The 26,636-nt window shown below is 73.0% G+C and carries 22 protein-coding genes, 1 pseudogene and 1 riboswitch; of the genes and pseudogenes, 8 read left to right on the top strand and 15 right to left on the bottom strand.

Going from position 1 to position 26,636, the window contains the following annotated elements:
- Positions 1-27: 27 nt before the first annotated feature.
- A complete protein-coding gene (ileS, locus tag ACGFI8_RS16270) occupies positions 28-3,159 on the top strand; it encodes an isoleucine--tRNA ligase (protein WP_392805165.1) in 3,132 nt (1,043 codons plus the stop codon).
- 51 nt (positions 3,160-3,210) lie between these two features.
- Here ileS and ACGFI8_RS16265 read toward each other — a convergent pair whose 3' ends face one another.
- From ACGFI8_RS16265 to ACGFI8_RS16250, 4 genes are all read right to left on the bottom strand, one after another.
- Entirely contained in the window at positions 3,211-3,957 is a 747-nt protein-coding gene (locus tag ACGFI8_RS16265) for a cobalt-precorrin-6A reductase (protein WP_392805163.1), read from the bottom strand.
- Between the two features lie 135 nt (positions 3,958-4,092).
- Positions 4,093-6,270, bottom strand: coding sequence for a ricin-type beta-trefoil lectin domain protein (locus ACGFI8_RS16260; protein WP_392805160.1), 2,178 nt, complete (start codon positions 6,268-6,270; stop codon positions 4,093-4,095).
- 166 nt (positions 6,271-6,436) lie between these two features.
- Positions 6,437-7,018, bottom strand: coding sequence for a hypothetical protein (locus tag ACGFI8_RS16255; protein ID WP_392805158.1), 582 nt, complete (start codon positions 7,016-7,018; stop codon positions 6,437-6,439).
- Between the two features lie 275 nt (positions 7,019-7,293).
- The gene (locus ACGFI8_RS16250) at positions 7,294-8,706 is read right to left on the bottom strand and encodes a ricin-type beta-trefoil lectin domain protein (RefSeq protein ID WP_392805155.1); all 1,413 of its coding nucleotides are present in this window, start codon (positions 8,704-8,706) and stop codon (positions 7,294-7,296) included.
- A gap of 287 nt (positions 8,707-8,993) precedes the next feature.
- Here ACGFI8_RS16250 and ACGFI8_RS16245 point away from each other — a divergent pair, with 287 nt between their 5' ends.
- Positions 8,994-10,466 (top strand): catalase, encoded by a 1,473-nt coding sequence (locus tag ACGFI8_RS16245; RefSeq protein ID WP_392805153.1) that lies wholly within the window; start codon positions 8,994-8,996, stop codon positions 10,464-10,466.
- A 17-nt stretch (positions 10,467-10,483) separates the two neighbouring features.
- Here the strand turns inward: ACGFI8_RS16245 and ACGFI8_RS16240 are convergent, their stop codons facing one another.
- Positions 10,484-11,677, bottom strand: a complete 1,194-nt coding sequence (locus ACGFI8_RS16240) for an ROK family protein (protein ID WP_392805151.1) — start codon at positions 11,675-11,677, stop codon at positions 10,484-10,486.
- Between the two features lie 80 nt (positions 11,678-11,757).
- Entirely contained in the window at positions 11,758-12,816 is a 1,059-nt protein-coding gene (locus ACGFI8_RS16235) for a hypothetical protein (RefSeq protein ID WP_392805149.1), read from the bottom strand.
- A 56-nt stretch (positions 12,817-12,872) separates the two neighbouring features.
- Between ACGFI8_RS16235 and ACGFI8_RS16230 the strand changes: the two genes are divergently transcribed.
- The 3 genes from ACGFI8_RS16230 to ACGFI8_RS16220 all read left to right on the top strand — a co-directional run bounded on the left by ACGFI8_RS16230 (position 12,873) and on the right by ACGFI8_RS16220 (position 14,837).
- The gene (locus tag ACGFI8_RS16230; RefSeq protein WP_392805147.1) at positions 12,873-13,730 is read left to right on the top strand and encodes an ABC transporter ATP-binding protein; all 858 of its coding nucleotides are present in this window, start codon (positions 12,873-12,875) and stop codon (positions 13,728-13,730) included.
- The gene (locus ACGFI8_RS16225) at positions 13,727-14,527 is read left to right on the top strand and encodes an ABC transporter permease (RefSeq protein WP_392805144.1); all 801 of its coding nucleotides are present in this window, start codon (positions 13,727-13,729) and stop codon (positions 14,525-14,527) included. Before ACGFI8_RS16230 ends, ACGFI8_RS16225 begins: the two co-directional genes overlap by 4 nt.
- An 85-nt stretch (positions 14,528-14,612) precedes the next feature.
- The gene (locus tag ACGFI8_RS16220) at positions 14,613-14,837 is read left to right on the top strand and encodes a helix-turn-helix transcriptional regulator (protein WP_392805141.1); all 225 of its coding nucleotides are present in this window, start codon (positions 14,613-14,615) and stop codon (positions 14,835-14,837) included.
- Here ACGFI8_RS16220 and cobM read toward each other — a convergent pair.
- The 6 genes and pseudogenes from cobM to ACGFI8_RS16190 all read right to left on the bottom strand — a co-directional run bounded on the left by cobM (position 14,834) and on the right by ACGFI8_RS16190 (position 21,401).
- The gene (gene cobM / locus ACGFI8_RS16215; RefSeq protein ID WP_392805138.1) at positions 14,834-15,586 is read right to left on the bottom strand and encodes a precorrin-4 C(11)-methyltransferase; all 753 of its coding nucleotides are present in this window, start codon (positions 15,584-15,586) and stop codon (positions 14,834-14,836) included. The two genes, ACGFI8_RS16220 and cobM, sit on opposite strands and share 4 nt — an antisense overlap.
- Positions 15,583-17,007: a precorrin-6y C5,15-methyltransferase (decarboxylating) subunit CbiE gene (cbiE, locus tag ACGFI8_RS16210; protein ID WP_392805413.1), complete on the bottom strand. Its 1,425-nt coding sequence runs from the start codon at positions 17,005-17,007 to the stop codon at positions 15,583-15,585. The genes cobM and cbiE overlap by 4 nt, the downstream gene beginning before the upstream one ends.
- 84 nt (positions 17,008-17,091) lie before the next feature.
- Positions 17,092-17,394: pseudogene (locus ACGFI8_RS16205) on the bottom strand (cobalamin biosynthesis protein); the annotation flags it as partial.
- Positions 17,394-18,722, bottom strand: a complete 1,329-nt coding sequence (locus ACGFI8_RS16200) for a cobyrinate a,c-diamide synthase (protein ID WP_392805135.1) — start codon at positions 18,720-18,722, stop codon at positions 17,394-17,396. The gene ACGFI8_RS16200 and the pseudogene ACGFI8_RS16205, both read right to left, overlap by 1 nt.
- Positions 18,716-19,318, bottom strand: a complete 603-nt coding sequence (gene cobO / locus ACGFI8_RS16195) for a cob(I)yrinic acid a,c-diamide adenosyltransferase (RefSeq protein WP_392805133.1) — start codon at positions 19,316-19,318, stop codon at positions 18,716-18,718. The genes ACGFI8_RS16200 and cobO overlap by 7 nt, the downstream gene beginning before the upstream one ends.
- A gap of 1 nt (position 19,319) precedes the next feature.
- The gene (locus tag ACGFI8_RS16190; protein WP_392805130.1) at positions 19,320-21,401 is read right to left on the bottom strand and encodes a VWA domain-containing protein; all 2,082 of its coding nucleotides are present in this window, start codon (positions 21,399-21,401) and stop codon (positions 19,320-19,322) included.
- Between the two features lie 58 nt (positions 21,402-21,459).
- Positions 21,460-21,599: riboswitch (cobalamin riboswitch) on the bottom strand.
- Between the two features lie 100 nt (positions 21,600-21,699).
- On the opposite strand from ACGFI8_RS16190, the gene ACGFI8_RS16185 reads away from it, so the two are divergent.
- A complete protein-coding gene (locus tag ACGFI8_RS16185) occupies positions 21,700-21,882 on the top strand; it encodes a hypothetical protein (RefSeq protein WP_392805127.1) in 183 nt (60 codons plus the stop codon).
- A gap of 50 nt (positions 21,883-21,932) precedes the next feature.
- Here the strand turns inward: ACGFI8_RS16185 and ACGFI8_RS16180 are convergent, their stop codons facing one another.
- Positions 21,933-22,670 carry a copper resistance protein CopC gene (locus ACGFI8_RS16180; RefSeq protein ID WP_392805124.1) on the bottom strand — a complete coding sequence of 246 codons (738 nt, stop codon included), beginning with the start codon at positions 22,668-22,670 and terminating at the stop codon, positions 21,933-21,935.
- Between the two features lie 86 nt (positions 22,671-22,756).
- On the opposite strand from ACGFI8_RS16180, the gene ACGFI8_RS16175 reads away from it, so the two are divergent.
- Together ACGFI8_RS16175 and ACGFI8_RS16170 are read left to right on the top strand one after the other, a co-directional pair.
- On the top strand, positions 22,757-23,230 hold the full coding sequence (locus tag ACGFI8_RS16175) for a hypothetical protein (RefSeq protein ID WP_392805122.1): 474 nt from the start codon (positions 22,757-22,759) through the stop codon (positions 23,228-23,230).
- Entirely contained in the window at positions 23,231-24,493 is a 1,263-nt protein-coding gene (locus ACGFI8_RS16170; RefSeq protein ID WP_392805119.1) for a hypothetical protein, read from the top strand.
- 223 nt (positions 24,494-24,716) lie between these two features.
- Here ACGFI8_RS16170 and ACGFI8_RS16165 read toward each other — a convergent pair whose 3' ends face one another.
- On the bottom strand, positions 24,717-25,841 hold the full coding sequence (locus tag ACGFI8_RS16165; RefSeq protein ID WP_392805117.1) for a hypothetical protein: 1,125 nt from the start codon (positions 25,839-25,841) through the stop codon (positions 24,717-24,719).
- Positions 25,842-26,075: 234 nt separating this feature from the next.
- Entirely contained in the window at positions 26,076-26,522 is a 447-nt protein-coding gene (locus tag ACGFI8_RS16160) for a hypothetical protein (protein ID WP_392805115.1), read from the bottom strand.
- Positions 26,523-26,636: the final 114 nt, after the last annotated feature.

The following is a 26,636-nucleotide window of genomic DNA, read 5'->3' as shown; positions in this document are numbered from 1 at the left end:
GGACGCCGGAGATGCGAAGCTGACCCCATGTACGCATCGGTTCCCGCCCAGGTCGACCTCTCCGCGCTGGAGCACGGGATGCTGGAGTTCTGGCGGGACCGCGACATCTTCGCGCGCACCCTCCAACAGTCTGCCGGGCGGCCGGAGTGGGTGTTCTACGAGGGCCCGCCGACGGCCAACGGGATGCCCGGCGCGCACCACATCGAGGCGCGCGTGTTCAAGGACGTCTTCCCGCGGTACAAAACCATGAAGGGCTTCCACGTCGCGCGGAAGGCGGGGTGGGACTGCCACGGGCTGCCCGTGGAGCTGGCCGTGGAGAAGGAGCTCGGCTTCTCCGGCAAGCAGGACATCGAGGCGTACGGCATCGCCGAGTTCAACGCGAAGTGCCGCGAGTCGGTGACCCGGCACACCGACGCGTTCGGCCGGCTCACCGAGCGCATGGGCTACTGGGTCGACATGGACCGGGCCTACCGGACCATGGATCCGCAGTACATCGAGTCGGTGTGGTGGTCGCTGCGGCAGATCTTCGACAAGGGCCTGCTCGTCGAGGACTTCCGGGTGGCGCCGTGGTGCCCGCGGGACCAGACCGGGCTGTCCGACCACGAGCTGGCCCAGGGCTACGAGACCGTGAGCGACCCCTCGGTGTACGTCCGGTTCCCGCTCGTCTCCGGGCCCCTCGCGGGCCGCGCGGCGCTGCTGGTGTGGACGACCACGCCGTGGACGCTGGTGTCCAACACGGCCGTCGCGGTGCATCCCGACGTGACGTACGTCGTGGCCACCGACGGCACCGAGTCGCTCGTGGTCGCCGAGCCGCTGCTGGCCAAGGCGCTCGGCGAGGGCTGGGCGCCCACCGGCGAGTCGTTCACCGGCAAGGAGATGGAGCGCTGGGCGTACGAGCGGCCGTTCGCCCTCGTCGAGATGCCCGGCGCGCACTTCGTGGTCCTCGGCGGCTACGTGACCACCGAGGACGGCACCGGCCTGGTGCACCAGGCGCCCGCGTTCGGCGCCGACGACTTCGCCACCTGCCGGGCGTACGACCTGCCGATGGTCAACCCGGTCCGGCCCGACGGCCGGTTCGAGCCGGGCCTGGCGCTGGTCGGCGGCGCGTTCTTCAAGGACGCCGACGCCACGCTCGTCGCCGACCTCGCCGCGCGCGGCCTGCTGCTGCGGCACCAGGCGTACGAGCACTCGTACCCGCACTGCTGGCGCTGCCACACGCCGCTGCTGTACTACGCGCAGCCGTCCTGGTACATCCGGACCACGCAGGTCAAGGACGCCCTGGTGCGCGAGAACGAGGCCACCGCCTGGCATCCCGAGTCGGTCAAGCACGGCCGCTACGGCGACTGGCTGGCCAACAACGTCGACTGGGCGCTGTCGCGCAGCCGCTACTGGGGCACGCCGCTGCCGATCTGGCGCTGCCCGGAGGGGCACCTGACCTGTGTCGGCTCCCTCGCGGAGCTCGGCGAGCTGGCCGGGCGGGACCTGAGCGGGCTGGACCCGCACCGGCCGTACATCGACGAGGTCACCGTCGCCTGCCGATGCGGCGCGACGGCGCGGCGGGTGCCGGAGGTCATCGACGCCTGGTACGACTCGGGGGCGATGCCGTTCGCGCAGTACGGCTACCCGCACCGCGACGCGGGGCTGTTCGCCGCGCGCTACCCGGCCGACTTCATCTCGGAGGCCATCGACCAGACCCGCGGCTGGTTCTACACGCTGATGGCCGTCGGCACGCTGGTGTTCGACCGCTCGGCGTACCGCAGCGTGGTCTGCCTCGGCCACATCCTGGCCGAGGACGGCCGCAAGATGTCCAAGCACCTCGGCAACGTCCTGGAGCCGATGGCGCTGCTGGAGCGGCACGGCGCCGACGCGGTGCGCTGGTTCATGGCGGCGGTCGGCTCGCCCTGGTCGGCGCGGCGGGTCGGGCACACCGCGATCCAGGAGGTCGTGCGCAAGATCCTGCTGACGTACTGGAACACCGTGGCGTTCCAGAGCCTGTACGCGCGTACCGCCGGATGGACGCCGGCGGACGGCGTCCCGGTGCAGGACCGTCCGGTCCTGGACCGCTGGCTGCTGTCCGACCTCAACGTCCTCATCGGCGAGGTCGACGCGGCGATGGCCGGGTTCGACACCCAGCGTGCCGGGCGGCTGCTCGCCGCCTTCGTCGACGACCTGTCGAACTGGTACGTGCGGCGGGCCCGGCGCCGGTTCTGGCGCGGCGACCCGGCCGCGCTGGCCACCCTGCACGAGGCGATCACCGCGGTGACCCTGCTGATGGCGCCGCTCACCCCGTTCGTGACCGAGCGCGTCTGGCAGGACCTCGTGGTGTCCACGACGCCCGAGGCGCCGCCGTCGGTACACCTGGCCGAATACCCCGTCGCCGACCCCGCGCTGATCGATCGCACGCTGTCGGAGCGGATGGCGCTGGTGCGGCGCCTGGTGGAGATGGGCCGGGCGGCGCGCGCCGACGCCGCGGTGAAGACCCGCCAGCCGCTGGCGCGGGTGCTGGTGTCCGCGCACGCGCTGGACGGCCCCGGCGGCCTCAGCGGCCTCGGGGCCGAACTGCTGGAGCTGCTCGCCGACGAGCTGAACGTGCAGGCCGTGGAGCCGCTGCACGGTTCGCTGGTCGACACGTCCGCGAAGGCGAACTTCCGTACCCTGGGCCGGCGCTTCGGCAAACGGGTGCAGGAGATCGCCGCGGCGGTCGCGGCCGCGGACGCCGGCGCGCTCGCCGCCGCGCTGCGCGAGTCCGGCCGGGCGACGCTGCGGGTCGGCGCGGAGACGGTGACGCTGGAGCCCGACGACGTGTTCCTCACCGAGACGCCCCGCGAGGGCTGGGCGGTGTCGGGCGACGCCGGCCTGACCGTGGCGTTGGACCTGCACATCACGCCGGAGCTGCGCCGGGCCGGCATCGCCCGCGAGGTGATCCGCCAGGTGCAGGAGGCCCGTAAGGCCACCGGCCTGGAGGTCGCCGACCGGATCGAGCTGCGGTACCGCGCCGCGGACCCGGAGACCGCGCAGGCCGTGGCCGAGCACGCCGGCGCGATCGCTCAGGAGGTCCTGGCGACCGTCTTCACGCAGGGCGAGCCGGCCATGCCGGCCTGGCCGGGCGCCGTGGCGCACGAGGCCGCCGGGCTGACGTACTGGCTGCGCAAGGCCTGACCAAGAGGCGCGGCGGCGCACCGATGATGGACAGGTGCGTCGCCGTGCTGCTCAATGCGCCGCCAGCAGGGCGGGCAACCGCGCGGTGACCTCCTCCACCGACGGCAGCACCGGTACCCCCGGCGTCACCGGCGGCCGGTCCACGATCACGACCGGGATCCCCAGCGCCCGCGCGGCCTCCAGCTTCGCCGCGGTCATCGCGCCGCCGCTGTCCTTGGTCACCAGCACACCGATGCCGTGGCGCCGCATGAGCCCGATCTCGCCCTCGACGGTGAACGGCCCGCGGTCGAGGACCACCTCCAGGCGCGGCGGCACCGGCGGCACCGGCGGGTCCACGCACCGGACCAGGAACCACAGCGACCCCAGATGCGCGAAGCGCGACAGCCCCTGCCGGCCCGTGGTCAGGAACACCCGCTCGGCCAGGGCGGGCAGCAGCTCCGCCGCCGCCGCCTCCAGCGACGGCACGCGGCGCCAGTCGTCGCCGGGCTTCGGCTCGAAGCCGGGCCGGCGCAGCACGACCAGCGGCACCCCGGCCTCCGCGCACGCCCGGGCCGCGTTGTCCGACATGCGCGCCGCGAACGGGTGCGTGGCGTCGACGACGGCATCGACGCGCTCGGCGCGCAGGTAGCCGGCGAGCCCCTCGGCCCCGCCGAAGCCGCCGACGCGAACCTCCCCCGCCGGCAACGCCGGGTCGGCGACGCGGCCGGCGAGGGAGGAGATCACGCGGTGGGCGGGCAGCAGGACCGAGGCCAGCCGCCGCGCCTCCCCGGTGCCGCCGAGCACGAGCACGGTGGCCACCGGGGCAGCCTAGACCGGCGCCTCAGTCCGCGTCCGGCCGGAGTGCCCGATCGAGGGCGCCGAGCCGTCGACGCCGGGGCTGTAGCGAACGGCGGCCCCGGAAGACCGGGGCCGCCGCTGTCGGGCCGTGCCGACTTACGGGTAGTTGACCAGGTTGGCCACGTTGGTCGAGGAGTTCGACGGGCCGCCCGTGTTGTTGATGATGTGCGCGATCGTGCCGGTGCCGCCGAGAGACACCGTCACCATGTCGTGGAACTTGACGTTCGCGTTCTGGGGCACCTCGAACGAGTGGCCCAGCACGACGCTCGGGTTGGTGCTGAAGTAGCAGTAGCTGCCCAGCCCCCACGCCTCGTGCGAGGTGACGTTCGCGGCGACCTGGTACGCCGCCCAGCCCTGCGCCCCGCCGCCGCTGGACCAGCTGGACTGGTTCGGCACGTCGTACGGGATCTCGTTCTGGAAGAAGTACGTGCGGCCGCCGTTGCCGTTCCAGATGACCTGGTACTGCTGGTAGTGCTCGACGAACAGGCCGTAGAACGTGACGTTGTTGCCGTTGACCACGAGGCCGTTGGCGGCGGTGTTGGTGTTCCAGCCGACGGTGCCGCCGTTGCCGTGGTCGGCGCGCCAGATCCAGGCGTGGTCGCCGATCACGTTGTTGCTGTTGATCCGCAGGCTCACCGTGGCCTTGCCGACCGCGGCGCCGCCGATGCGGAAGAACACGTCGTGCAGCGAGGTCGGGTTGGCCGAGTGGTCGGCGGTCGAGCCGCTCGGGCCGACCTCCATGAGCACCGCGGAGTTGGTGGTGCCGGCGTCGAAGAGGATGCCGGCGACCTTCACGCCGTCGACATCGGCGACGCTCATCGCGGTCACGCCGTTGTCCGGCACGATCGTCGCCAGGCCCAGGCCGAGGACCACGGTGTTGGCGCGGGTGATGCGGATCGTGTCGTTGACGTGGTAGACGCCGGGGGTGAAGAGCAGGTTCTGCCCGGCGGCCAGGGCCGCGTTGATGCTCGCCGCGGTGGCGCCGGCCTTGACGATGTAGAACTGGCTGATCGGGATCGAGCTGCCGGAGTTGCCGCTCTGCCACGAGTTGCCGACGGAGTTGGTGCGCAGGGCGGGCACGAACACCTGGTAGGCGCCGGCGCCGTCGACGTAGAGGAACGGCTTCTCACGCACGACCGGGGTCTGCGTGACACGGGTGTACGGCGGGCTGGGGAAGTTGCCGCTCGGCGCGTTCGTGTCGCCGACGAAGACCATGTTCCAGTTCGAGCCGGTCCAGCTGCCCATGTTGGAGTTGCGGGTGATCCACTGCTGCTGCGAGCCGGAGCGGATCTGCCCGTCGATGACCGAGTCGGAGATCCAGCCGCCGCTGGACCAGCCGCCGTCGTCGAGGATCAGGTTGCCGCGCACGTGCATGCGGCGGTACGGGGCGGCCTGGGACACGGCCCAGCGGTCGCTGCCCCCGGTCGGGGTGACCGAGAGGTTCTCGGCGGAGCGCCAGAAGTTCTGCGTCGCGTTGCCGCCGAACCAGTCCGCCTCGGCGTGCACGGCACCGTTGATGGTGACCTGGTCCGGGGAGAGGCCGAGGCCCGCGACCTGGGTGTAGAAGCCGACGTTCGCGTCGACGTTGTACGTGCCCGGCCGGAACAGCAGCGCGTAGCGCTGCGAGCCGAACTGGTTGGTCTCCTGTCCACTGAAGACCGAGTTGAGCTTGCTCTGGATGGTCGACGCCGACATCGACGGGTCGAAGATCGACACGTTGGGGCCGAGGTCCGGGTTGCCGGTGTTCGGCGGCGTGCTGGTGGGCGGTGGCGTGGTGCCTCCCGGGAGGTTCCACTGCTGGTTGGCGCTGGCGGCGCAGTCCCAGATCTGCAGCGGCGTGCCGTCGGCGGAGCTGGGGCCGGTCGCGTCGAGACACTTGCCCAGGGCGCGGAGCGTCTTGTCGCCCTGGTACGCCCACTTCTGCGCGGCGGTGCCGTTGCAGTCGTAGATCTGCACCTTGGTGCCGTTGGCGCTGCTGGCCGCGGCGATGTCGAGGCACTTGCCCAGCGCGCGGATCGTGCCGTCGTCGCCGACGGTCCACTGCTGGGCGGCGGTGCCGTTGCAGGTGTACAGCTGCACCTGCGTGCCGTTGGCGCTGTTGGCGGCGGCGACGTCGACGCACTTGCCGCCGTAGCCGGTGATCTGGCCGACGGTGGCCGCCGACGCGCTGCTCATGGCGAACATGCCGATGCCGACGGCGGCCAGGACGGTCGCCGTGGCGGCGAGACCGATCCTCAGGCGGGGCCGTCGCCTGGTCCTGGTGGAGGGGGTCACTGGGGGTCCCTTCTGGGCGGGCGCCCGCGCGGACCCGGGTCGGGTGGGTCCGGGGCGGGCGATCTGCAAGGTTGCCTAACAGATCCACCGGAGGCTATTCCCGCCCCGGACCAGAGTCAATACAAGACTCAAATTAAGGTGCTGGCCTGCAAATTTAAGGTTCCGCCTAGGACAGGATCTGGCCCGCGCCGCCCGCGGTCTCGTTGACGGACTCGAGCCACGCCTTCATGTCGGTCTCCTTCAGGCCGGTGCCGCCCACGACGACGGTGGTGCCGACGATGAGGGTCGGGTACATCGAGGCCTGGTCCTGCGCGTACGCCTTCGCCGCGTTGGCGGCCTTGAACTCCACGAAGATGGCCTGCTGCCCGCGGTGCGGCATCGCGTCGCCCTTCTTCGCGTAGCAGTCGAACTGCTTGAAGCTGGCCACGGCCGAGCGGTACTTCATCGCCACGCCCGTGGAGTTGGCGTCCCACTGGCCGAGCGGGCAGTCCGGGTCCTTCGTGAACAGCTCGCCGGTGAGCTTGCCGACGGCGGCGAAGCTGAGCTTGCCCGCCGCGCCGGAGGCGCCGGCCTTGGCCGACCCCGACGGCGCGGCACTGCCCGAGGGCGCGCCGGACGCGGCGGTGGAGGCTGCCGGCGCGGCGGAGTCCGCGGCGGCGGGGGCGTCGGACTTCTTGTCGTCACCGCACGCCGCGGTGAGCAGCAGGGCGGCGCAGGCGACGGAGAACACGGGCAGCAGACGCTTCATCGGGATACTTTCTATGTGGTACCGCGTACAGCACGCGATGTCGGCGTTGGACGCTGAGCAACGTATGCGCGCCCGGACGCCGTTGAATCCCGGATGTATGCCAACCGACATCGATCGTGTCCTACCTCACTTCCTTGCACGGCAACGGTTGTCGCGCAGTTGACACAGGCGGACGGGCCGGCCGGGAAGCGTGCTTCGGGTGTCCGGCCGGCCCGCCCTCCTTTGGTGCCGGTGCCCCGGCCGTCCGCTTACCGGGGCACCCGTTCGTCCGGGCCTCAGCCCTGGTACTGGGCGATCACCCGCGTGTAGTCCCATGCCGCCTGCGAGACACCGCTGCAGGTGTCGGCGCCGGTGCCGCCGCCGTTGCACGGCCGGTCGCGGTTGGCCGACCAGAACGTGAACCGGGCGATGTGGTGCTGCTGCGCGTAGGCCAGCATGGTGCGGAAGTCGGCCACGGTGACCGTCTCGCCGGCGTCGGTGATGCCGTTCATCGAGGAGATGCCGGCGTGCCGGTACGCCTGGTCGTCGGTGTAGTGATAGCCGTTCTTGATGACGTTCTTCAGGCCCTCGGCCGCCTGGATCGTCAGGTTGCCCATGTTCTGGCCCGCCGCGCCGAAGTCGAACGGCATGATGGTCCACGCGTCGACGGTGAGGCCGCTGGCCGCCGCCCGGTTGATCATCGACGAGTCCGGCCCGGTGCGGTCGCTCGGGAACGTGACGTAGACGGCCACGTTCGGGTTGCTGGCCTTGACCGTCTTCAGCGCGTCGATGGTGCGCTGCTGCAGCGTGGCGTTGTTGTACACGCTGCCCTCGATGTCGATGTCGATCGCCTTGAGCCCGTAGGCGTTGATGACCTTCTGGTACGCCGCGGCGAGCGCGCTCGCGCTGCTGCACGTCTGCTCCAGCCACGGCCCGCTGGCGCCGCCGAACGACACGGCGACGTCGCCGCCCGCGCCGCGGATGTTGTTGATGGTGGTCTGGTCCTGCCCGCCGGTCAGCGGCCGGTTGCCGTCCCACAGCGGGTCGCAGGCGCCGTTGGACAGGATGAAGGCCATCGTGAACCACTTGACACCGGTGGCGCTCATGATGGTGCGCGGGTCGGGCAGGTTGCCCCAGCCGAGGTACGCGTACGGCGCCGCGCCCATCGCCGGGTTGCTCGTCGGCGGGTTCGTCGTGGGCGGGTTCGTCGTCGGGGGCGTGCCGCCGCCGTTGATCGTCCACTTCTGGTTGGCGGTGCCGCCGCAGGTCCAGATCTGCAGCGCGGTACCGTCGGCGGAGCTCTGCCCGGTCGCGTCGAGGCACTTGCTGGCGTTCGGGTTCACCAGGTCGTGCCCGGCGGTGTAGGTCCACTGCTGCGCGGCGGTGCCGTTGCAGTCCCAGAGCTGGACCTTCGTGCCGTTGGCCGTGCCGGCCGAGGCGACGTCGAGACACTTGCCGAGCGCCCGGATCGTGCCGTCGTCGCCGACGGTCCACTGCTGCGCGGCGGTGCCGTTGCAGGTGTACAGCTGGATCTTCGTGCCGTTCGCCGTCGCGGCCCCCGCGACGTCGACGCACTTGCCGCCGATGCCGGTGATGGTTCCGGTGCTGGCGGCGGACGCGGGGCTCATCGCCACCACACCGACCACGCCGACGACGGCGAGGACGGCGGCGACGAGCGCACCGCGGCGGATCAGGCGGGATCTGCCCATGGGGAGGCCTTTCGGATGGGGGTGGGCCGGTAGGGCACCGACTGGGCGACTATCTGTTAAGTGCCCTTCTAGATTGAGGGCAGGCTATGACCAGGATTCATCACGCGTCAATAAAAGAGCCGAAAAAAGAGGCGAAAAAAGTCTGCCGTTCAGTCGCTCTTGAACCTGATTGATCATCCGAACGCCCCGTGGATCGGGTCGCTACCGTTCGCGGTCGGCGTCCGCCCTGGGGCAGATCCTCATCGCGGGCCGGTGTGAGGCACCGAGGTCCGGGTAGCCGCGCGCGCATGACCGACCAAACACCGCAAACCACCACTGACACCGGAATCCCCGTCGCGAGCGACGAGCACTCGCTCACCGTCGGCCCGGCCGGGCCCAACCTGCTGCAGGACGCCTACCTGGTCGAGAAGCTCGCCCATTTCGTCCGCGAACGCGTCCCCGATCGCGTCTACCACGTCAAGGGCGGCGGCGCCTTCGGCTATTTCGAGGTCACCGCCGACGTCACGCAATGGACCAAGGCCGCCTTCCTCAACAAGGTCGGCAAACGCACGCCGGTCCTGGCCCGCCTGTCGTCGGTGGCGGGCGAGGAGGGCTACCCCGACAGCGATCGGGACGTGCGCGGCTTCGCCCTCAAGTTCTATACGGAAGAGGGCAACTACGACATGGTCGGCAACAACACGCCGGTCTTCTTCGTCCGCGACCCGATGAAGTTCCCGGACTTCATCCACTCGCAGGAGCGCATGCCGAACAACGGGCTGCGCAGCAACAACGCGCAGTGGGACTTCTGGACGCTCTCGCCGGAGTCGGCGCACCAGGTGACGGTCCTGATGAGCGACCGGGGCACCCCGCGCAACTGGCGCCACATGAACGGCTACAGCAGCGACACGTACATGTGGCAGAACGCCGGGGGCGAGCGGTTCTGGGTCAAGTACCACTTCAAGACCGAGCAGGGCATCCAGAACATGACCGACGCCGAGGCGCGGGCCATGCGCGCCGAGGATCTGGACTGTCACCGACGCGACCTGTGGGAGGCGATCGGCCGCCGGGAGTATCCGTCGTGGCGGCTCGAGATGCAGATCATGCCGTACGAGGAGGCGGCCGGCTACCGCTTCAACCCGTTCGACATCACCAAGGTCTGGCCGCACGAGGACTACCCGACGATCCCGATCGGCCGGTTGGTGCTCAACCGCAATCCCGAGAACTTCTTCGCCGAGATCGTGCAGGCCGGCTTCGAGGTGTCGAACATGGTGCCCGGCATCGGGCCGAGTCCGGACCGGATGGTGCTCGGCCGGATGTTCGCCTACGGCGACTCCAACCGCTACCGCACCGGGCCCAACTACGGCCAGCTCCCGGTCAACCAGCCGCGCAACGACGTGCGCAACTACAACAAGGACGGGCCGATGCGGTACCGGCACAACGGCGACCAGCCGGTGTACGCGCCGAACAGCTACGGGGGTCCGCGGGCCGATCCCTACCGCTACCGCGACCCGAGCTGGTTCGTGGAGTCGGCCGAGATCATGCGCACGGCCTACGCGGCGCACCGCGACGACGACGACTTCGTCCAGCCCGGCACGCTCTACCGGGACGTGATGACGCCCACGGACCGGGAACACCTGGCCGGCAACATCGCCTGGCATCTGCGCCAGGGCGTGGAGCGCAGCATCCAGGAGCGCGCGGTCCGCGACTACTGGGCCCGGGTCGATCCCGACCTCGCCGCCCGGGTCGCCCACGAGGTGGGCCTGGCGGCCGCTGCGCGATAGCCGGGACCGGGCGGCGGTCAGGGGCGGGAGGCGCGGCGCAGGAGTTCGGCCATCGGCAGCGTCGCGGCGCCGAACGCGACCGCGTCCGGGCCCAGCTCGCACAGCTCGATCGACACCTGGCCGAACGGGTGCTCCAGCGCCTGCTCCTGCGCCGCCGCCCGGATCTGCGGCAGCAGCCTCGCGCCCAGGGCCAGGCCGGCCCAGCCGCCGAGTACCACACGCTCGGGGTTGAACAGGTTGACGAGGTTGCCGATGCCGGCGCCCAGGATGCCGGCGGTCTCGGCCAGCGTCTCGGCCGCGGCCGGGGTGTCGGCGGCGATGAGCGCGGTCACGTCGGCGATCTCGCCGTCCGTGGCGGGCCGGGTCGGGTCGAGGGTGCGGTACCGGTCGAGAATCCCCTCGGCGCCGACATAGGCCTCGAGGCAGCCGCGCGCGCCGCAGCGGCACTGGCGGCCGCCGTACACGACCGTGGTGTGGCCCCACTCGCCGGCGCTGCTGCTCGCGCCGCGGTACACGGTGCCGTTGGTGATCACTGCGGCGCCCACGCCGGAGCCGACCAGCACGATGACGGCGTTTCCGGCGCCGCGCCCGGCGCCGAACCACATCTCAGCCTGGCCCTGGGTCTTCGCGCCGTTCTCGACGAACAGCGGGGCGGTGATGCCGCGCTCGCGCAGCAGGTCGTGGAAGGAGACGCCGCGCCAGCCGAGCGTCGGCGCATACACCCGGGCGGGGTCGGCCTGCTCCACCGTGCCCGGCACGCCGATGCCGATGCCGATGAGCGCGCCGGCGTCGATGCCGGTGAGCACCTCGCGGATGCCGGCCTCGAGCTGCCCGGCGACCGCGGACGGGTCGGGGCGCGAGGACGGCAGCGGCTCGTCGACCGTGGCCAGCCGGGTCATCGCGAGGTCGAACAGCTCGACCTTGACGCCGGTCTCCCCCACGTCGGCGCCGACGAGCCGGCCGAAGTCGGGGTTGACCCGCAGCAGCACCCGCGGGCGGCCGCCGTCGGACTCGATCTGGCCGGCCTCGATGATCAGGCCCTCGTGCAGCAGCTCGGCGGTGACACTGCTCGCGGTCGCGGCGCTCAGCCCGGTGATGCGGCTCAGGTCGTGCCGGCTCAGCGGCCCCCGGAAGAACAGCTCCGACAGCAGCGTCGAACGGTTGCGCCGGCGCATGTCGCGCGTCGTCGCCCGCTCGACCTCGATGCGCACCACCGCAGTCCTGCCCTCCCCCTTGATCCCTCGGTAGCGATCGTGTCACGCGAACGAATGCGCGTCGACACCGAGGGGGGTCACCGGCGACGCACCCTCCGGGCGACGGCGGCCACCAGGCCGAGCGCCACCACCACGAACGCCCCGGTCAGCAGCGCACCGCGGGCCCGCCGGTCGCGCACCGGGCCCGCGACCGGCGAGGCCGGCGCCGGGACAGACGCGCTGGCCGCCGGCCTCACGCTCGGCGACGGCTTTCTGTCGACCGGGTATCGCAGGATGCTCACCGGCCCCTGCTGGTCCGACACGGTCAGGAAGCTGTTGCCGTCCGGCGTGTAGGCGATGGCCTCGCCCTGCGGCTCGCCGGGCAGCGGCGTGACCGTCGGCGTGCCGGTCGTGATCGCCCGCGCCACGTCGCCGTCGGTGACGTCGAACTCGTAGGCGTCGGCGTAGGTGCGCACGACCGCCCTCGTCCCATCGGGCGACACCGCCCCGCCGGTGATGAGGGCGCTGCCGATGAAGCCGAACGGGTTTTCGGTGCCGACGTGCGAGGGCTTGAAGTGGCCCACGAGCGTGAGCGGCGCGCCTTCGGCGTTGTCCGTCGGCAGCGGGGTGTCCAGCCGGTACACCTCGCCGCCCGGGTCCTTGGTGACGATCACGGGCCGGCCGGCGCCGTCGATGAGCAGCGCCTCGGCGTCGCGGGGCACGCCGTCGGGGTACCGCAGCCGATGGATCTTCATGCTCTTCGCCCCAGGCTGCAGGGTCCACAGCGCGATCGTGTCGCGGCGCTTGCCGGAGCCGCCGGTCAGCGGGCTGTTGTCGCCGATGTCGGCGATCCAGACCACGCCCCGGCGGTCGACGGCGAGGTCCTCGGGGTCGCGGGCCGTCGTCGGGTATCCCACGCTGCGCGTCACGGAGCAGTCCGGGCCGAGGTAGAACAGGCGCATCCGGCGCGGCTCGGGGTTGGAGTCGTTCTCCACCACGTATCCGCCGCCGGGCAGCGCGGCCAGCCCGGACGCCTCGACGACGGCCGGGTCGGTGATCCGGCAGACCTCCTGGGCGCCCCCGGCCCGGGCGGCGGCCGGCGCGCCGGGCACCCCGACGCACAGGGCGACGACCGTCAGGATCACCGCCCACCGCATGCTTGCAGTCTAAATGGATTGCGGCTGAATGTAGTACAAGTGCTATCTTCCGTCGCATGGATGCAGTCATCGAGGTCGAGCAACTGCGGATGCGGTACGGGGACGCCGAGGTGCTGCACGGCGTCGATCTGCGGCTCGGGCGGGGCGAGGTGCTCGCGCTGCTCGGGCCGAACGGGGCCGGGAAGACCACGACGCTGGAGATCCTGGAGGGGTTCCGGCGGCGCACCGGCGGGGAGGTGCGCGTCCTCGGCGTCGACCCGATCGGCGGGGACGAGGCCTGGCGGGCGCGCCTCGGGATCGTGCTGCAGTCGTGGCGGGATCACGGACGGTGGCGCGCGGGCGAGCTGCTGGACAACCTGGGGCGCTTCTACACGCGGTACCGCGGCGGGATCCTGGGCAGCGACGAGCTGCTCGCCCTCGTCGGGCTCGCCGACCAGGCCGGGCAGCGGCTCGACACGCTCTCGGGCGGCCAGCGGCGCCGGCTGGACGTGGCGATCGGGCTCGTCGGGCGGCCGGAGCTGCTGTTCCTGGACGAGCCGACGACGGGCTTCGACCCGCAGGCCCGCCAGGAGTTCCACGAGCTGGTGCACCGGCTCGCCGACCTCGACGGCACGTCGATCCTGCTGACGACGCACGACCTGGCCGAGGCGGAGAAGCTCGCGGACCGCATCGTCATCCTGGCCGGCGGGCGGGTGGTCGCCGAGGGCAGCCCGGCGGAGCTGGCCCGCGGCGTGCCGCGGCGCTCGGAGATCACGTACAGCCGGGGCGGCGAGTTCTTCGTGCACTCGGCGGAGGGCGCGGACGCCACGGCGTACGTGCGGGAGTTGTTCGCGCAGTACGGCGACGCCATCGCGGACCTGGAGGTGCGCCGGGCGACGCTCGAGGACGCCTACCTGAGGATGGTGCAGTCATGAGCAACGCTTTCGGCGCGCTCGAGGCCGGGATGCGGCGCGGGTGGATCGAGTTCCGGCAGAAGGTGACCAGTGCCTGGGACCTGTGGGGCGAGGTCTGGCTGTGGGTCATCGCGCTGGTCGTGATGTACATGCTGCGCGGCCGGACGGTGCCGGGCACGGACTTCTCGCTCGGCGCGCAGGCGGTGCCCGGGATCCTGGGGTTCAGCATCGTGTACACCGGGCTGCTGGGCCTGTCGATGGCGCTGACCACGGAGCGCGAGGACGGCACCCTGCTGCGGATGAAGGCGGTGCCGGACGGCATGCGCGGGTACCTCGTCGGCAAGGTCCTGAGCCGCGCCGGCGTGACGGTCGCCTGCCTGGTGCTCATGCTGGTCCCGGCCGCCCTGGTCTTCGACGGCCTCGCGGTCGGCCGCGCGACGTCCTGGGCGACGCTGCTGTGGGTCGTCGCGCTGGGGCTGGTCGCGCTGCTGCCGTTCGGCGCGATCGTCGGCGCCCTGTCGGCCGGGGTGCGCGGCATCGGCCTGCTGACGCTGCCGGTCATGGGCCTGCTGGGGATCTCGGGCATCTTCCACCCGATCACCGCCCTGCCGGGCTGGGTGCAGGCCGTGGCGCAGGTCTTCCCGGTGTACTGGCTGGGCCTGGGCATGCGCTCCGCCCTGCTGCCGGATCACCTGGCGCTCGCCGAGCTCGGCGGCTCGTGGCGACACGCGGAGACGGTCGCGGTGCTCGGCGGATGGGCACTACTGGGCTTCGTGATAGCCCCGGTAGTGTTGCGTCGCATGGCGCGGCGGGCATGAGCGGTCCGGAGCGAAGCGGAGGGGCCGCTCATCATCGGCGCAGGTTCAGCTCATGCCGCCGCCGGAGCGCAGCGGAGGTTCCGGCATGAGCGAGGTCATCCACAACCGGATCGCGATGCTGCGCGCCGAGCGGAAGGTGTCCCGGCGGGATCTCGCCGACGCGCTCGGCGTGCACTACCAGACGATCGGATACCTGGAGCGCGGCGAGTACAGCCCAAGCCTGCACCTGGCGCTGCGCATCGCCGAATACTTCGAGGTCCCGGTCGAGGTCGTCTTCTCCACCCGCCCGTTCCCCCGCCTCGGCACCTAACCCCGGCCCGGGCGGGGGCGGGTCGTCGAGTACAGGTGGCTGTCGGGGAACTCCTCGGCGGTCAGCACCGCGCCGACGACGATGACCGCGGTACGCCTGATGCCGGCCTCGCGCACCTGCTCGGCGATGTCGGCCAGGGTGCCGCGCAGGATCAGCTCGTCGGCGCGGCTGGCGTAGGCGACGACGGCGGCCGGGCAGTCGGCGCCGTACCACGGCGTCAGCTCCGCGGCGAGCTCCCCGATCCGCTGTACCGCCAGGTGCAGCACCAGCGTCGCCCGGCTCGCGGCGAGCGTGGCCAGCTCCTCCCCCGGCGGCATCGGCGTGGCCCGCGCCGCGGTGCGGGTCAGGATGACCGTCTGCGCGACGCCGGGCACGGTCAGCTCCCGCTTGAGCGAGGCGGCCGCGGCGGCGAAGGCCGGCACGCCGGGCACGATCTCGTACGGCACCCCCGCCGCGTCGAGCCGCCGCAGCTGCTCGGCCATGGCGCTGAACACCGACGGGTCCCCGGAGTGCAGCCGGGCCACGTCGAGCCCCTTGGCGTGCGCGTCGAGCAGCTCGGCGAGGATCTGGTCGAGGTCGAGGTCGGCGGTGTCGACCAGCCGGGCCCCCGGCGGGCAGTACCGCAGCAGCTCGACCGGCACGAGGCTGCCCGCGTAGAGGCACACCGGCGCCGACGCGATGCGGTCGCGCCCGCGCACGGTGATGAGGTCGGCGGCGCCCGGCCCGGCGCCGATGAAGTACACGGTCATTTCTCCACCACCCACTGCGTGACCGGCATCATCGGTCTCCAGCCCAGAAACCCGCCGACGGGCGCGGCCCGGTTGACGGCGATGCGGGTCAGCTCCCCGCCGTGCGCCGCGTGCAGCTCGGCGACGAGCCGCTCCGACTCGACGGTGACCGCGTTGACGACGAGCCGGCCGCCTGGCCGCAGCGCGCCCCAGCACCGCTCGAACACGCCAGGCACGGTGAACCCGCCCCCGATGAACACGGCGTCGGGCGCCTCGAGCCCGTCGAGCGCCTCGGGCGCCGCCCCGACGACGAGCGACAGCCCAGGCACCCCGAGCCGCCGCGCGTTGCCCGCGACCCGCCCCGCCCTGACCTCGTCCCGCTCGACGGCGACGGCGCGGCAGGCCCGGTGCGCCCGCAGCCACTCGATGGCGATGCTGCCCGACCCGGCCCCGACGTCCCAGAGCAGCTCCCCGGGCCGCGGCCCGAGCGCGGCGAGCGTGACGGCCCGGATCTCGCGCTTGGTAAGCTGCCCGTCACTGTCGTACCGCGCGTCGGCCAGCCCCGGCACGACCGGCGCCCCACCCGCACCCCGACACTCGACGGCGACGATGTGCAGCGCCCGCGCCGCGTCCGGGTCGCGGTGAATCCGCTCGTCGCCGGCGCCGAGCGACTCGAGGATCGTGACGTCGCTACCCTCGAACCCGGTCTCCTCGAGGATCCGCCAGACCTCCCGCGGCGTGCCCCCGTCGACGCCGAGCACGAGCACCCGCCGCCGGTCGTGCAGATATCGTCGCAGCACGTCCACGGACCGCCCGACGGCGCTGACGACGTCGACGTCCTCGACCGCCCATCCGAGCCGCGCACAGGCGAGCGACACCGACGAGGGGTGCGGCACGACATGGACGTGCGCGGCCCCGAGGATGCGCACGATCGTGGTCCCGATCCCGTAGTGCATAGGATCGCCGCTGGCGAGCACGCACACCCGCCGCCCATACTGCTCCGCAAGCAACCGCGGCAACGCCGGCACGAGGGGCGACGGCCAGGCAATGCGCTCCTGCCAATCAACGCCGCACACCTGCTGCGAGTCGACCCCACGCCCCGGCGACACACCGCCGTCCGACAGCGGGCCACGGTCCGACAGCACGCCACCGTCCGAGAGCGCGCCGTCGCTCGGCTGCACGCCGTGAACAGGCAGCACGTCGTCGCCCAGGAGCACGACACTGTCCGACAGCGCGCCACCGTCCGACAGGGCGCCGCGGGACGAGAGCGCGACACGGTCCGACAGGGCGCCGCTGTTCGAGAGCGCGCCGCGGTCTGGCCGCTCGCGATGAGGCGGGAGCAGGGCCAATTGGCGCGCGCCGCCGAAAACGACGTCCGCGGTCTCGATGGCGTTCCGGCCCGCTTCGGTCAGGCCGGCGTAGGCGTCAGCGCCGATTCCCACGACGGTGACTTCGGGGGCGGCTGCTGCGATGGCGATGGTCGCAGATGGCGATGACCGCTTCCCGACGATGAGGACCGCCGCGCCGGCGGGCGCTCCACCCGAGTCCCTTCGGGCCGCCGCCAGAAGCGCTGACGCTTCCGCGACACTGGGAGTGCCAAGGGCCGACGCCACCCGTGCCGATGGCGATGAGACCGGCACGGCAGCGAGCTCCTCTGCCGCAAAGGTTACCACCTCCCACCCCGGCACCGCCGCCACCGAGGCGGCCAGATCGGCACGGGAGTCCACTGTGGACACGGCGACCACGTCGTCCAATGTGGACAACGACTCCGTGAGCAGCGACAGGACCTCGGCCGGGGTCGTACCGGGGCGGGCGCCGATGCCGACCACTAAACGCACGACGCCACCAGACGATAGGCGAGCCGCGGCGAACCGGCCCAGTGCAGGTGCAGGTAGGACGCGTGCACGCCGCCGGTGACGAAGCCGTCGCGGGCCTCGCGCCAGGCCCACGCGGGGGTCGCGCCGGCGGCCGGGGTGATCTGCGTGCGGTGGAACTCGTGGCCGGTGACCCGGGTGCCGGCCGGGGCGAGGACGCTGTCGGCGACGGCAACAGCGTCGCGGTACCCGAGGGTCAGGCGTGGCGTCATGGCGGCGTCCGCGTCCAGGATGCCGCACATCGGGCGGCCGTCCAGGCTGCGGCACAACCAGAGCAGCCCGGCGCACTCGGCGGCGATCGCGCCGCCCGACCCGGCCAGGGCGGCCACCGCGTCGCGGAGGGGGGCGTTGGCGGAGAGCTGTTCGGCGTACACCTCGGGGAAGCCACCGCCCACAACGAGCGCGCGCGTGCCGGGCGGGAGGCTCTCGTCGCGCAGCGGGTCCACTGTGGACACCTGGGCGCCGGCCGCGGTGAGCAGCTCGACGGTCTCGGCGTACCCGAAGGAGAACGCGGGGCCCCCGGCCACGGCGACGACGGGCGCGCCGGGCGCGGGCGGGGCGACGGACGGCGTCCACGGCGTGGTGGTCAGCTCGGGCGCGGAGCGGGCGACGGCGTGCACGGCGTCGAGGTCGACGCTCGCGGCGATGAGCTCGGCGAGGGCGGCGACGGACGCCGCGGCCTCGGCGGAGCGCTCGACGACGGGGACGAGCCCGAGGTGCCGCGACGGCGCGGCGACGGCGTCGTGGCGGCGCAGCACGCCGAGGACGGGGGTGCCGACCTCGGCGCAGGCGTCGCGCAGGATCTGCTCGTGCCGGTCGGAGCCGACGCGGTTGAGGATGACGCCCGCGATGCGGACGCCGGGCCCGAACGACCGGAACCCGTGCACGAGCGCCGCGACGGAGCGCGCCTGCGCGGTCGCGTCGACGACGAGGACGACGGGCGCGTCGAGCAGCCGGGCCACGTGCGCGGTGGAGCCGAGCTCGCCGGCGCCGGTGCGCCCGTCGTACAGGCCCATGACGCCCTCGATGACGGCCAGGCCGGCGCCCGCGGCGCCGTGGGCGAACAGCGGGGCGATGAGCTCCTCGCCAACGAGCACCGGGTCGAGGTTGCGGCCGGGGCGGCCGGCGGCGAGGGCATGGTAGCCGGGGTCGATGTAGTCGGGGCCGACCTTGAACGGCGCGACGGCGACCCCGCGCGCGGCGAACGCGGCGAGCAGCCCGGTCGCGACGGTGGTCTTGCCGTGGCCGGAGGCGGGCGCCGCGATGACGATCCGGGCTACCACTCGATGCCCTGCTGGCCTTTTCGCCCGGCGTCCATCGGGTGTTTGACCTTCGTCATGTCGGTGACGAGGTCGGCGAGGTCGATCAGGTCGGGGTGGGCGTCGCGGCCGGTGACGACGACGTGCTGGTTGCCGGGGCGCTCGCGCAGCGTCTCGACGACGTCGGCGATGTCGACCCAGCCCCACTTGATCGGGTACGTGAACTCGTCGAGCACGTAGAACCGGTACGCCTCGGCGGCCAGGTCGCGCTTGATCTGGGCCCAGCCCTCGGCGGCCTCGGCGGCGTGGTCGCGCTCGGTGCCGGGGCGCTGGATCCACGACCAGCCCTCGCCCATCTTGTGCCACACGACGGCGCCGCCCTTGCCGGTCTCGCCGAGCGCGCGCAGCGCGGTCTCCTCGCCGACCTTCCACTTCGGACTCTTCACGAACTGGAACACGGCGATCGGCCAGCCGGCGCTCCACGCGCGCAGCGCCATGCCGAACGCGGCGGTCGACTTGCCCTTGCCCTGGCCGGTGTGCACGGCGAGCACGTGCTGGCGGCGGCGCTGGCGGGTGGTGAGCCCGTCGTCGGGTACGTTATCGACTTTTCCCTGCGGCAACTCAGGCTCCCAGGCTCGTCAGCGGAATGCAGGACGCCTCGAGCGCGGCGGCGAGGCGGCGCGCGAGGCCGAGGCGGATCGGGCCGGACTCGCAGTCGACGACGACGGCGGGGACCCCGGCCAGCAGCGGTACGACACTCAGCGGGTCGGGCCCGCTGGTCGAGCGGCCGTCGGTGACGACGACGAGCAACGGCCGGCGCCGGGCGTCGCGGCGGCGCTCGCCGTGCAGCGTGCGGGCGGCCTGACGCAGCCCGGCGGCCAGCGGCGTGCGGCCCCCGGTGCGCAGCTCGGCGAGGCGCAGCACGCCGACCTCGTGGCTGGCGGTGGGCTCCAGGACGAGCGCGGCATCGTGCCCCCGGAACGCGATCATCCCGACCTTGTCCCGCCGCTGGTAGGCGTCGCGCAGCAGCGACAGGATCGCGGTCTTCACCACGCTCATCCGCTGGCGCGCCGCCATGGAGCCCGACGCGTCGACGACGAACAGCACGAGGTTGGCCTCGCGGCCGACCTTGACCGCCTCGCGCACGTCGCGGGCCTCGGCCCGGGCGGCGCCGCGCAGCGCGGCGGCGCGCACGGTGTCGGGCACGTGGATGCTGGTGAGCTTGCCGCCGAGCGGGGCGCGGGAGCGCACGACCCGCCCGTGGCGCGAGAGCGCGGGCGATCGGCGTCCGGCGTGCGCGCCCGCCTGCCGATTGGCGCGCCCGGCGATGCTGAGGAGCCTGGGTTTGTACGGCAGGCCCGCGAACGCCAGCGCACCGGGCGCCCCGACGCCCCCCTCTTGCGACATACCCGATAAGTCGGATAAATCCGATTCGCGGGGCGAATCAGATTTATCCGAAACATCAGCATCCGGGCGATTCGTCCCAGGCGGGTCGGGCCAACGCGCGGCGTCGGTACTCGGCCGAGCGCCGGCATCGGCGCCGTCCGACCGGCCCTCGGCGCCGTCGGGAACGCCTGCCGGAGCCTCCGCGGAGTCGCCCGGCGAGCCTTCCGGGGCGCCGTCCGGGGGCCTCGGGCCGCCGTCGTCGTCAGGCGAGCCGCCGCCCGGCGGGTCATCGTCGTCGTCCGGACCGGCCTCCTGGTCCAGGACCTCCTCGAGGCGGTCACGGTCCGCGCCCGGCGGATCGAGCGGGTCCCGGCGCCGGCGGTGCGGCAGCGCCAGCCGCGCGGCGTCGCGCACGTCGTCCCTCGTCACCACGGTCCGGCCGTGCCACGCCGCCAGGGCCACCGCCGTCCGCGCGACGACGATGTCGGCGCGGAGGCCGTCCACGCGGTACGCCAGGCAGATCCGCGCGATCCGGTCCAGCTCCCGGTCGGGCAGCGCGACCGCGCCGAGGCGGGCCCGGGCTGCGGCGATGTGCTCGGCGAGCGCGGCGTCCGCCTCGACGTAGCGGGCGGCGAACGCGGCGGGGTCGGCCTCGTAGGCGAGGCGACGGCGCACCACCTCGGCGCGCGGCGCGGCCTCCTGCGGCGCGGCGACGCCGACGACGAGGCCGAACCGGTCGACCAACTGCGGGCGGGGCTCGCCCTCCTCCGGGTTCATCGTGCCGACGAGCAGGAACCGGGCGGCGTGTTTGACCGAGACCCCGTCGCGCTCCACGTGCGCACGGCCCATCGCGGCGGCGTCGAGGAGCAGGTCGACGAGGTGGTCGGGCAGGAGGTTGACCTCGTCGACGTACAGCACGCCCCGGTGCGCGGCGGCCAGCAGTCCGGGCTCGTAGGCCTTGACCCCGTCGCCGAGCGCGCGCTGCAGGTCGAGGGTGCCGACGACCCGGTCCTCGGTGGCGCCGACGGGCAGCTCGACGAGGGCGGAGCGGCGGCGCCCGAAGCCGGCGCCGGGCGTGTGCGGGCCGTCGGGACAGCCGGGGTCGGGCGCGGCAGGGTCGCAGGCGAACCGGCAGCCGGAGACGACCTCGACCTCGGGCAGCAGCGCGGCGAGGGCGCGCACGATCGTGGACTTGGCGGTGCCCTTCTCACCGCGCACGAGCACCCCGCCGATCGCCGGCGACACGGCGGTGAGCAGCAGCGCCAGGCGCAGGTCGGCCAGGCCGACGACGGCCGAGAACGGATACGGCGGCGTCACGGGCACACATCCCTTCGGCGGGTCCGCGCCCGCGAGGTGGCTGGAGCAACAGCGGCCGGAGTCTCCTGACTCCCGGATCGCCGCCGCACCTCGACCTTCCGGCCCATGATCTGGCATGGCTCGGCCGTGGCCCGTGCATTGAGGGACGACTCCCCGGTCACAGTGGCGGGACCGTCCCGGATTCGCACCGGGTTCCTCCGCATACCGCTCCCGGCCATCGTGTCCCACCGGCCCCGGGGCCGTCAACGTGAAGCGGTGTGACCCTCACGATGGGCGGCGGCCTGCCGATGGGGCGGGCATGCGGCGCTGGTTGGACTCGGCCGCCCAGGCCGCGCTGTGCGTGCTGCTCGCGACGGTCGCGACGATCGCCCTGGTCACCCAGGCTCCGCCGCGGCTGCCGCCGATGGCGCCGGAGACGTCGGCGGCGCCGCCCGGCACCCGCGCGATGTGGCTGTGGCGGCAGGACGGGCATAACCGATAAATCCGATAAGTCGCGGCACGAAGTGCCCGACTTATCGGATTTTCCGCATTTCAGCCGCGAACAGGCACCCTACGGCGCTTCTTCTTCGGCGCCGCCACCGGAGAGCGACGGGCCGCGGCCACGATCATGAAGGCGACGCCCACGATGATCGCGCCCGGGATCAGCCAGTCGGTGAGCACGAACGGGGTCCGCGGAGCCGCGCGTGGCGCCGGGGGCGGCGCCGTGCCGACGTCCGAGAGCAGGCCGGGCGTCGAGGAGGGCGTCGCGGTCGCGCCGGACTGCGCGCGGGCCAACTCCTCCGACGGGCCCGAGGTCGGGGCGGTCCAGCCGGGCGGGGGCTGCGTGACCTGGCCCGAGTACGTGAACTTCAGCGTGCCCTTGACCGGCTCGCCGTCCGAGGCCACGGACTGGTACGCCACCGTGTACCCGCCCTGCTCCGGCCAGTGCGAGACGTCGATGACCGCCGGGTAGCCGGTGTTGAACACGCGCGGCTCGAACTTGCCGTCGACCAGGAAGTACTCCGTGACCGGCTTGTCGAGGCGCTTCGGCTGGCCCGTGCGCCACGCGCCCTCGACGCGCCGGCCGGACGGGGTGGTGACCGTGAACCAGGCGTACGAGGCGGGCATCTCCGTGAAGTACAGCGTCAGATCGGCCCTGGGCTGGCCGACCGTGCTGTCGGCGACCGGGTCGGACATGGCGAGCTGGCCGTGCGCCGCGGCCGGGGACGCCGGCAGCAGCAGGGCGGCGACGACCGCCAGGACGGCCAATCCGCGCACCGGCAAACGCATCGACACATGATGGCGGGTTCCGCAGCGCGCGACAAGCCGCTAAATTCACAGCCCTGACAAACCCGCCGCCGACGGGAGACCGACCGTTGCCGAACGCCCGACCGACCGCCCGCGCCGGCCTCGCGCTCGCCGCGCTGCTCGCGTTCGCCGCCGCCTGCGGCGACGACCCCTCCCCCGCCGCCGCCCCGACCACCGCGGCCCCGGCGGCGCAGACGTCCACCACCGCCGCGGGCCCGGGATCCGACGCGCCGTCGCCACCGGCCGCCACCGGCTCGCCGGTGCCGCCGCCGCAGGCCGTGAACAAGGACCTCGTGTACACCATCGCCAAGCGCCGGGCCAACCCGCCGGCCGGGCGCGTCGAGGTCGCCCGGGGCGACGTCGTGCGCATCACGGTGACCAGCGACGAGGCCGACCAGCTGCACGTCCACGGCTACGACGTCGAGATCGCCCTCCCCGCCGGGCAGCCTGGCACGATCACGCTCACCGCCGACCGCACCGGCCTGTTCGAGATCGAGACGCACAAGTCGCACCTGGTGCTGTTCCAGCTCGTGGTGCGCTGAGTGGGCCCGGCGGACGTGCTCGCCCACGGCGTGGGCGGGCGGCAGGACCTGCCGCTGACCGTGGCTCAGCTGGCGATCGGCGCCGCGCTCGCGCTCGTGGTGTCGTTCGTGGTGCTGGGCGTCGCCTGGCGGGAGCCGCGCCTCGACCCCGGCGCGGGCCGCCCCGTGCCCGCCTGGCTGTCGAGGGCGGCCGGGGCCCTCGCCTGGCCCCTGCGCATCGCGGGCGTTCTCCTCGCCGCGGTACTGCTGGTGCAGTTCACGAAGCCCGACGACGAGGACAACCCCGCCGCCGGCCTGGTGTACGTCCTCTTCTGGATCGGGCTCGTCCCGCTGTCGCTGCTGCTGGGCCCGGTCTGGCGCAGGCTCAACCCGCTGCGCACGATCGTGGGCCTGATCCGGCGCGACGGCGGCCGCCCGCTGCCCGCCGGGCTCGGGTACTGGCCGGCCGCCGCGGGGCTGTTCGCCTTCGCCTGGCTCGAGCTCGTCGCGCCCGACCGCGCCACGCTCCCGGTGTTCGGCACGTGGCTGGCCGTCTACGCGGCGGCGATGCTGGCCGGCGGCCTCGTCTACGGCACCGCCTGGTTCGACCGCGGCGATGCGTTCGAGGCGCTCGGCGACCTCGTCGGCCGGCTCGCGATCGTCGGGCGCCGCCCCGACGGCGCGCTCGTGTGGCGCAACCCGCTCGACGGCATCGCCGGCCTGAACGCCGCGCCCGGCCTGGTCGCCGTCGTCGTGGTCCTGCTGGGCGCGACGTTCTACGACGCCATGTCCGGCGCCCTGTTCTGGCTGCGCTTCACCCAGGAGAACGGCCTGCCCGCCCCGGTCACCGGCACGCTGGGCCTGCTGGCGGTCATCGGAGCGGTGGCCGCGGCGTACCGGACCGCCACCCGGGCCGCCGGGCGCCGGGGCCGCACCTCGGCGGACCGCACGCCGGGCGAGCTCGCCCACTCGATCGTGCCGATCGCGATCGGCTACGTGGTCGCGCACTACTGGTCGCTGTTCGTCCTGGAGGGCCAGCGCACGGTCGCGCTGCTGTTCGGCGCCGAGGACTTCCAGGTGTACGGCGGGATCATCACCCCGACCGGCGTCGCCAACCTGCAGGTGACGGTGATCGTGCTCGGCCACCTGGTCGGCACGGTGCTCGCCCACGACCGTGCCCTGCGGCTGTTCCCGCGCGCGCAGGCGGTCACGGGACAGCTGCCGCTGCTGGGCCTCATGGTGGTGTACACGGTGGCTGGCCTGTTCCTGCTGTTCGCAGGCTGAGCCCGTCACCCGGCGGGAACGCGAGAAGGCGGGCGGCACGAGGGAGGAGTGCCGCCCGCCTGGCTCATATATGTGTATCGAGACCGTGTTCTCGAGGTAGGTGGTGCGAGGATCTCGCGATCCCTTCAAGCGGTGCTGAAGACAGCATCGGCGACGGGACTTGGCGGACACTTGGCGCGCGCTTGCGCCGATGTGTCGCCCGCGCGACAGGAGCGCGCGGTGGTCACGGTCTGCCGACGGCGGCCTCCAGCGCGAGGCGCTCGGCCGCGGCGGCGCGGACCTCCGGGGTCTCGATCGGGTCGTCGCGCAGATACGCCATGCGCCGCTCGAGCTTCTCGTCCAGCGGGACGTGCCGCACCGCGAGCAGGCGCACGTCGGCCTCGCAGTCCCACAGGCCCTCGGTCAGGGCGCCCGCGCACGCGTCCGGTTCCAGCGTCATGCGGGCGCGCAGGTAGGTGGCCCGCTCGTACGAGTGGGGGCTGAACCACAGCGACCGGATCCGCGGCAGCGCCTGCCGCGCGGCGTCGCCGCCGACCCGGGCCAGGCCGTCGACGAGCCGGTCGTACCCGCACAAGTCGTCCGGCCGCCGGTCGAGCCAGTCGAGGCCGGCCAGCAGCGCCGGGCCGTCGGACTCGTCGCCGTGCTCGGCCAGGACGCACAGGCTCTGCCAGTACGGGCCGGAGCCGGGATCGGCGGCCACCCGCCGCGCGGCGGGCAGGGCCTCGGCCGCCGGCCCCGCGAGGCACTCCCTGGCCGCGTCGTCGATGCCGTCGGCCTCCTCGAGGAGCTCGCCGAGGCCGCGCACGGCCTCCGGGCCGGCGGAGAGCGCGGTGCGGACGCGCTCGTCGCGGGCGGCCCAGTCGCTCCAGGGCGCGCCCGGGGGCAGGTGCGGGGGGTGTTGCGCGCAGGCCAGGCGGTCGGCCGCGGCGGGGAGCAGGTCGTCCCACCAGTTGGCCGGCCAGGCGTGCGCGATCGCGGCGAGCGCTTCGCGCCAGTAGGGGCCGATGTGGACGTACCGCCGCAGACTCTCGACGACCCCCTCGGACCCGGCGCGGCCCAGCGCCTCCGCGACCCGCAGAACGTGGGAAAACTCCCCGGTCTCATCGGTGGCGGTGAAGAGCCGGGCGACGATCGGGCCGGTCGGCAGCTGCAGGTCCCGGACCAGCCGCGCCAGGTAGACGCCGCGGTCGTCCAGCGGCAGCCAACGGTGGTCGCGGCGGATGCAGGCGTACACCAGCTCCGGGGCGGCCGGGTCCCGCCCCGCCCGCACGGCGCCCCGGCCGAGGCCACGCTGCAGCGCGCCGGCCCGGGTCCGGGTGGGCAGGTAATGCCAGTCGTCGAGGCTCATGCCGTCAACCTCCGCTTCGCTCCGGCAGCGGCACGAGCTGAACCTGTGCCCCTGATGAGCGGCCGCTCCGCATCCCTCATGGCGATGCAGTGTGCGGGGTTTCCGGGCGGCGCGCCGCCGAATTCCGGCTCAGAAAGGGCTTGACAAAGGGCCCGGACGCACCACGACGCCGGTCAGCGGGCTGGCCGCCGACCGGCGTCGTGAGCGCTGTCTCACCGCCCCGAGAGGAGATGATCACGCGCTGGCGTCGTTGATCTCGTTGTCGTTGAGGAACCCCGAGCCGAGGAAGTTCTCGAAGCGGGAGGTGATGCTCTGCAGGCCCGAGGCCGCCGACGCGGCGCCGAAGCCCGCGTGCGCCTCGCCGAAGCCCATCGAGCCGTCCTCGGCCGCGCCGAAGCCCGCCTCGCCGATGCTCTCCTGGCCGTATGCGGCGAAGGTGTGGTCGTCCTCGATCTCCGTGTGCTCGTAGTGCGTGTACTCGGTGATCTCGTAGTGGTTGCCGGCCGCGTCGGTGTACTCGATGTGCTTGAGGTGCTCGAACTCTTCATGCTCGTAGCTGTGGTGGTCCTGCTCGAGGATGCCGTACTGCGACTGGTGGTCCTGCTCGGCGCCGAAGCCCGCGTGCGCCTCCTCCAGGGAGCCGTGCTCCTGGCCGGTCTCGATCTCGCCGTACTCGCTCATGGGGGTGTTCCTCTCGGGTGCATGTCAGCGTTGGGGGGTGGTACTGCATTCAAGGTACGGGGCGCGGTACAGCACCAAATCCCGGAAACGTGCCACCCGGACATCGGCGGATCG

Origin of the sequence: Dactylosporangium sp. NPDC048998, from assembly GCF_043197855.1 — a bacterium.
Classification (GTDB): Bacteria; Actinomycetota; Actinomycetes; order Mycobacteriales; family Micromonosporaceae; genus Dactylosporangium.
This window is presented reverse-complemented; position numbering and strand designations above follow the sequence as displayed.

Coding starts and splice junctions, on each gene's coding strand:
- ileS (WP_392805165.1), top strand. CDS start 28: ATGTACGCATCGGTTCCCGCCCAGGTCGACCTCTCCGCGCTGGAGCAC.
- ACGFI8_RS16255 (WP_392805158.1), bottom strand. CDS start 7,018: ATGAAGCGTCTGCTGCCCGTGTTCTCCGTCGCCTGCGCCGCCCTGCTG.
- ACGFI8_RS16250 (WP_392805155.1), bottom strand. CDS start 8,706: ATGGGCAGATCCCGCCTGATCCGCCGCGGTGCGCTCGTCGCCGCCGTC.
- ACGFI8_RS16245 (WP_392805153.1), top strand. CDS start 8,994: ATGACCGACCAAACACCGCAAACCACCACTGACACCGGAATCCCCGTC.
- ACGFI8_RS16235 (WP_392805149.1), bottom strand. CDS start 12,816: ATGCGGTGGGCGGTGATCCTGACGGTCGTCGCCCTGTGCGTCGGGGTG.
- ACGFI8_RS16230 (WP_392805147.1), top strand. CDS start 12,873: ATGGATGCAGTCATCGAGGTCGAGCAACTGCGGATGCGGTACGGGGAC.
- ACGFI8_RS16225 (WP_392805144.1), top strand. CDS start 13,727: ATGAGCAACGCTTTCGGCGCGCTCGAGGCCGGGATGCGGCGCGGGTGG.
- ACGFI8_RS16220 (WP_392805141.1), top strand. CDS start 14,613: ATGAGCGAGGTCATCCACAACCGGATCGCGATGCTGCGCGCCGAGCGG.
- cobM (WP_392805138.1), bottom strand. CDS start 15,586: ATGACCGTGTACTTCATCGGCGCCGGGCCGGGCGCCGCCGACCTCATC.
- ACGFI8_RS16185 (WP_392805127.1), top strand. CDS start 21,700: ATGCGGCGCTGGTTGGACTCGGCCGCCCAGGCCGCGCTGTGCGTGCTG.
- ACGFI8_RS16180 (WP_392805124.1), bottom strand. CDS start 22,670: ATGCGTTTGCCGGTGCGCGGATTGGCCGTCCTGGCGGTCGTCGCCGCC.
- ACGFI8_RS16165 (WP_392805117.1), bottom strand. CDS start 25,841: ATGAGCCTCGACGACTGGCATTACCTGCCCACCCGGACCCGGGCCGGC.
- ACGFI8_RS16160 (WP_392805115.1), bottom strand. CDS start 26,522: ATGAGCGAGTACGGCGAGATCGAGACCGGCCAGGAGCACGGCTCCCTG.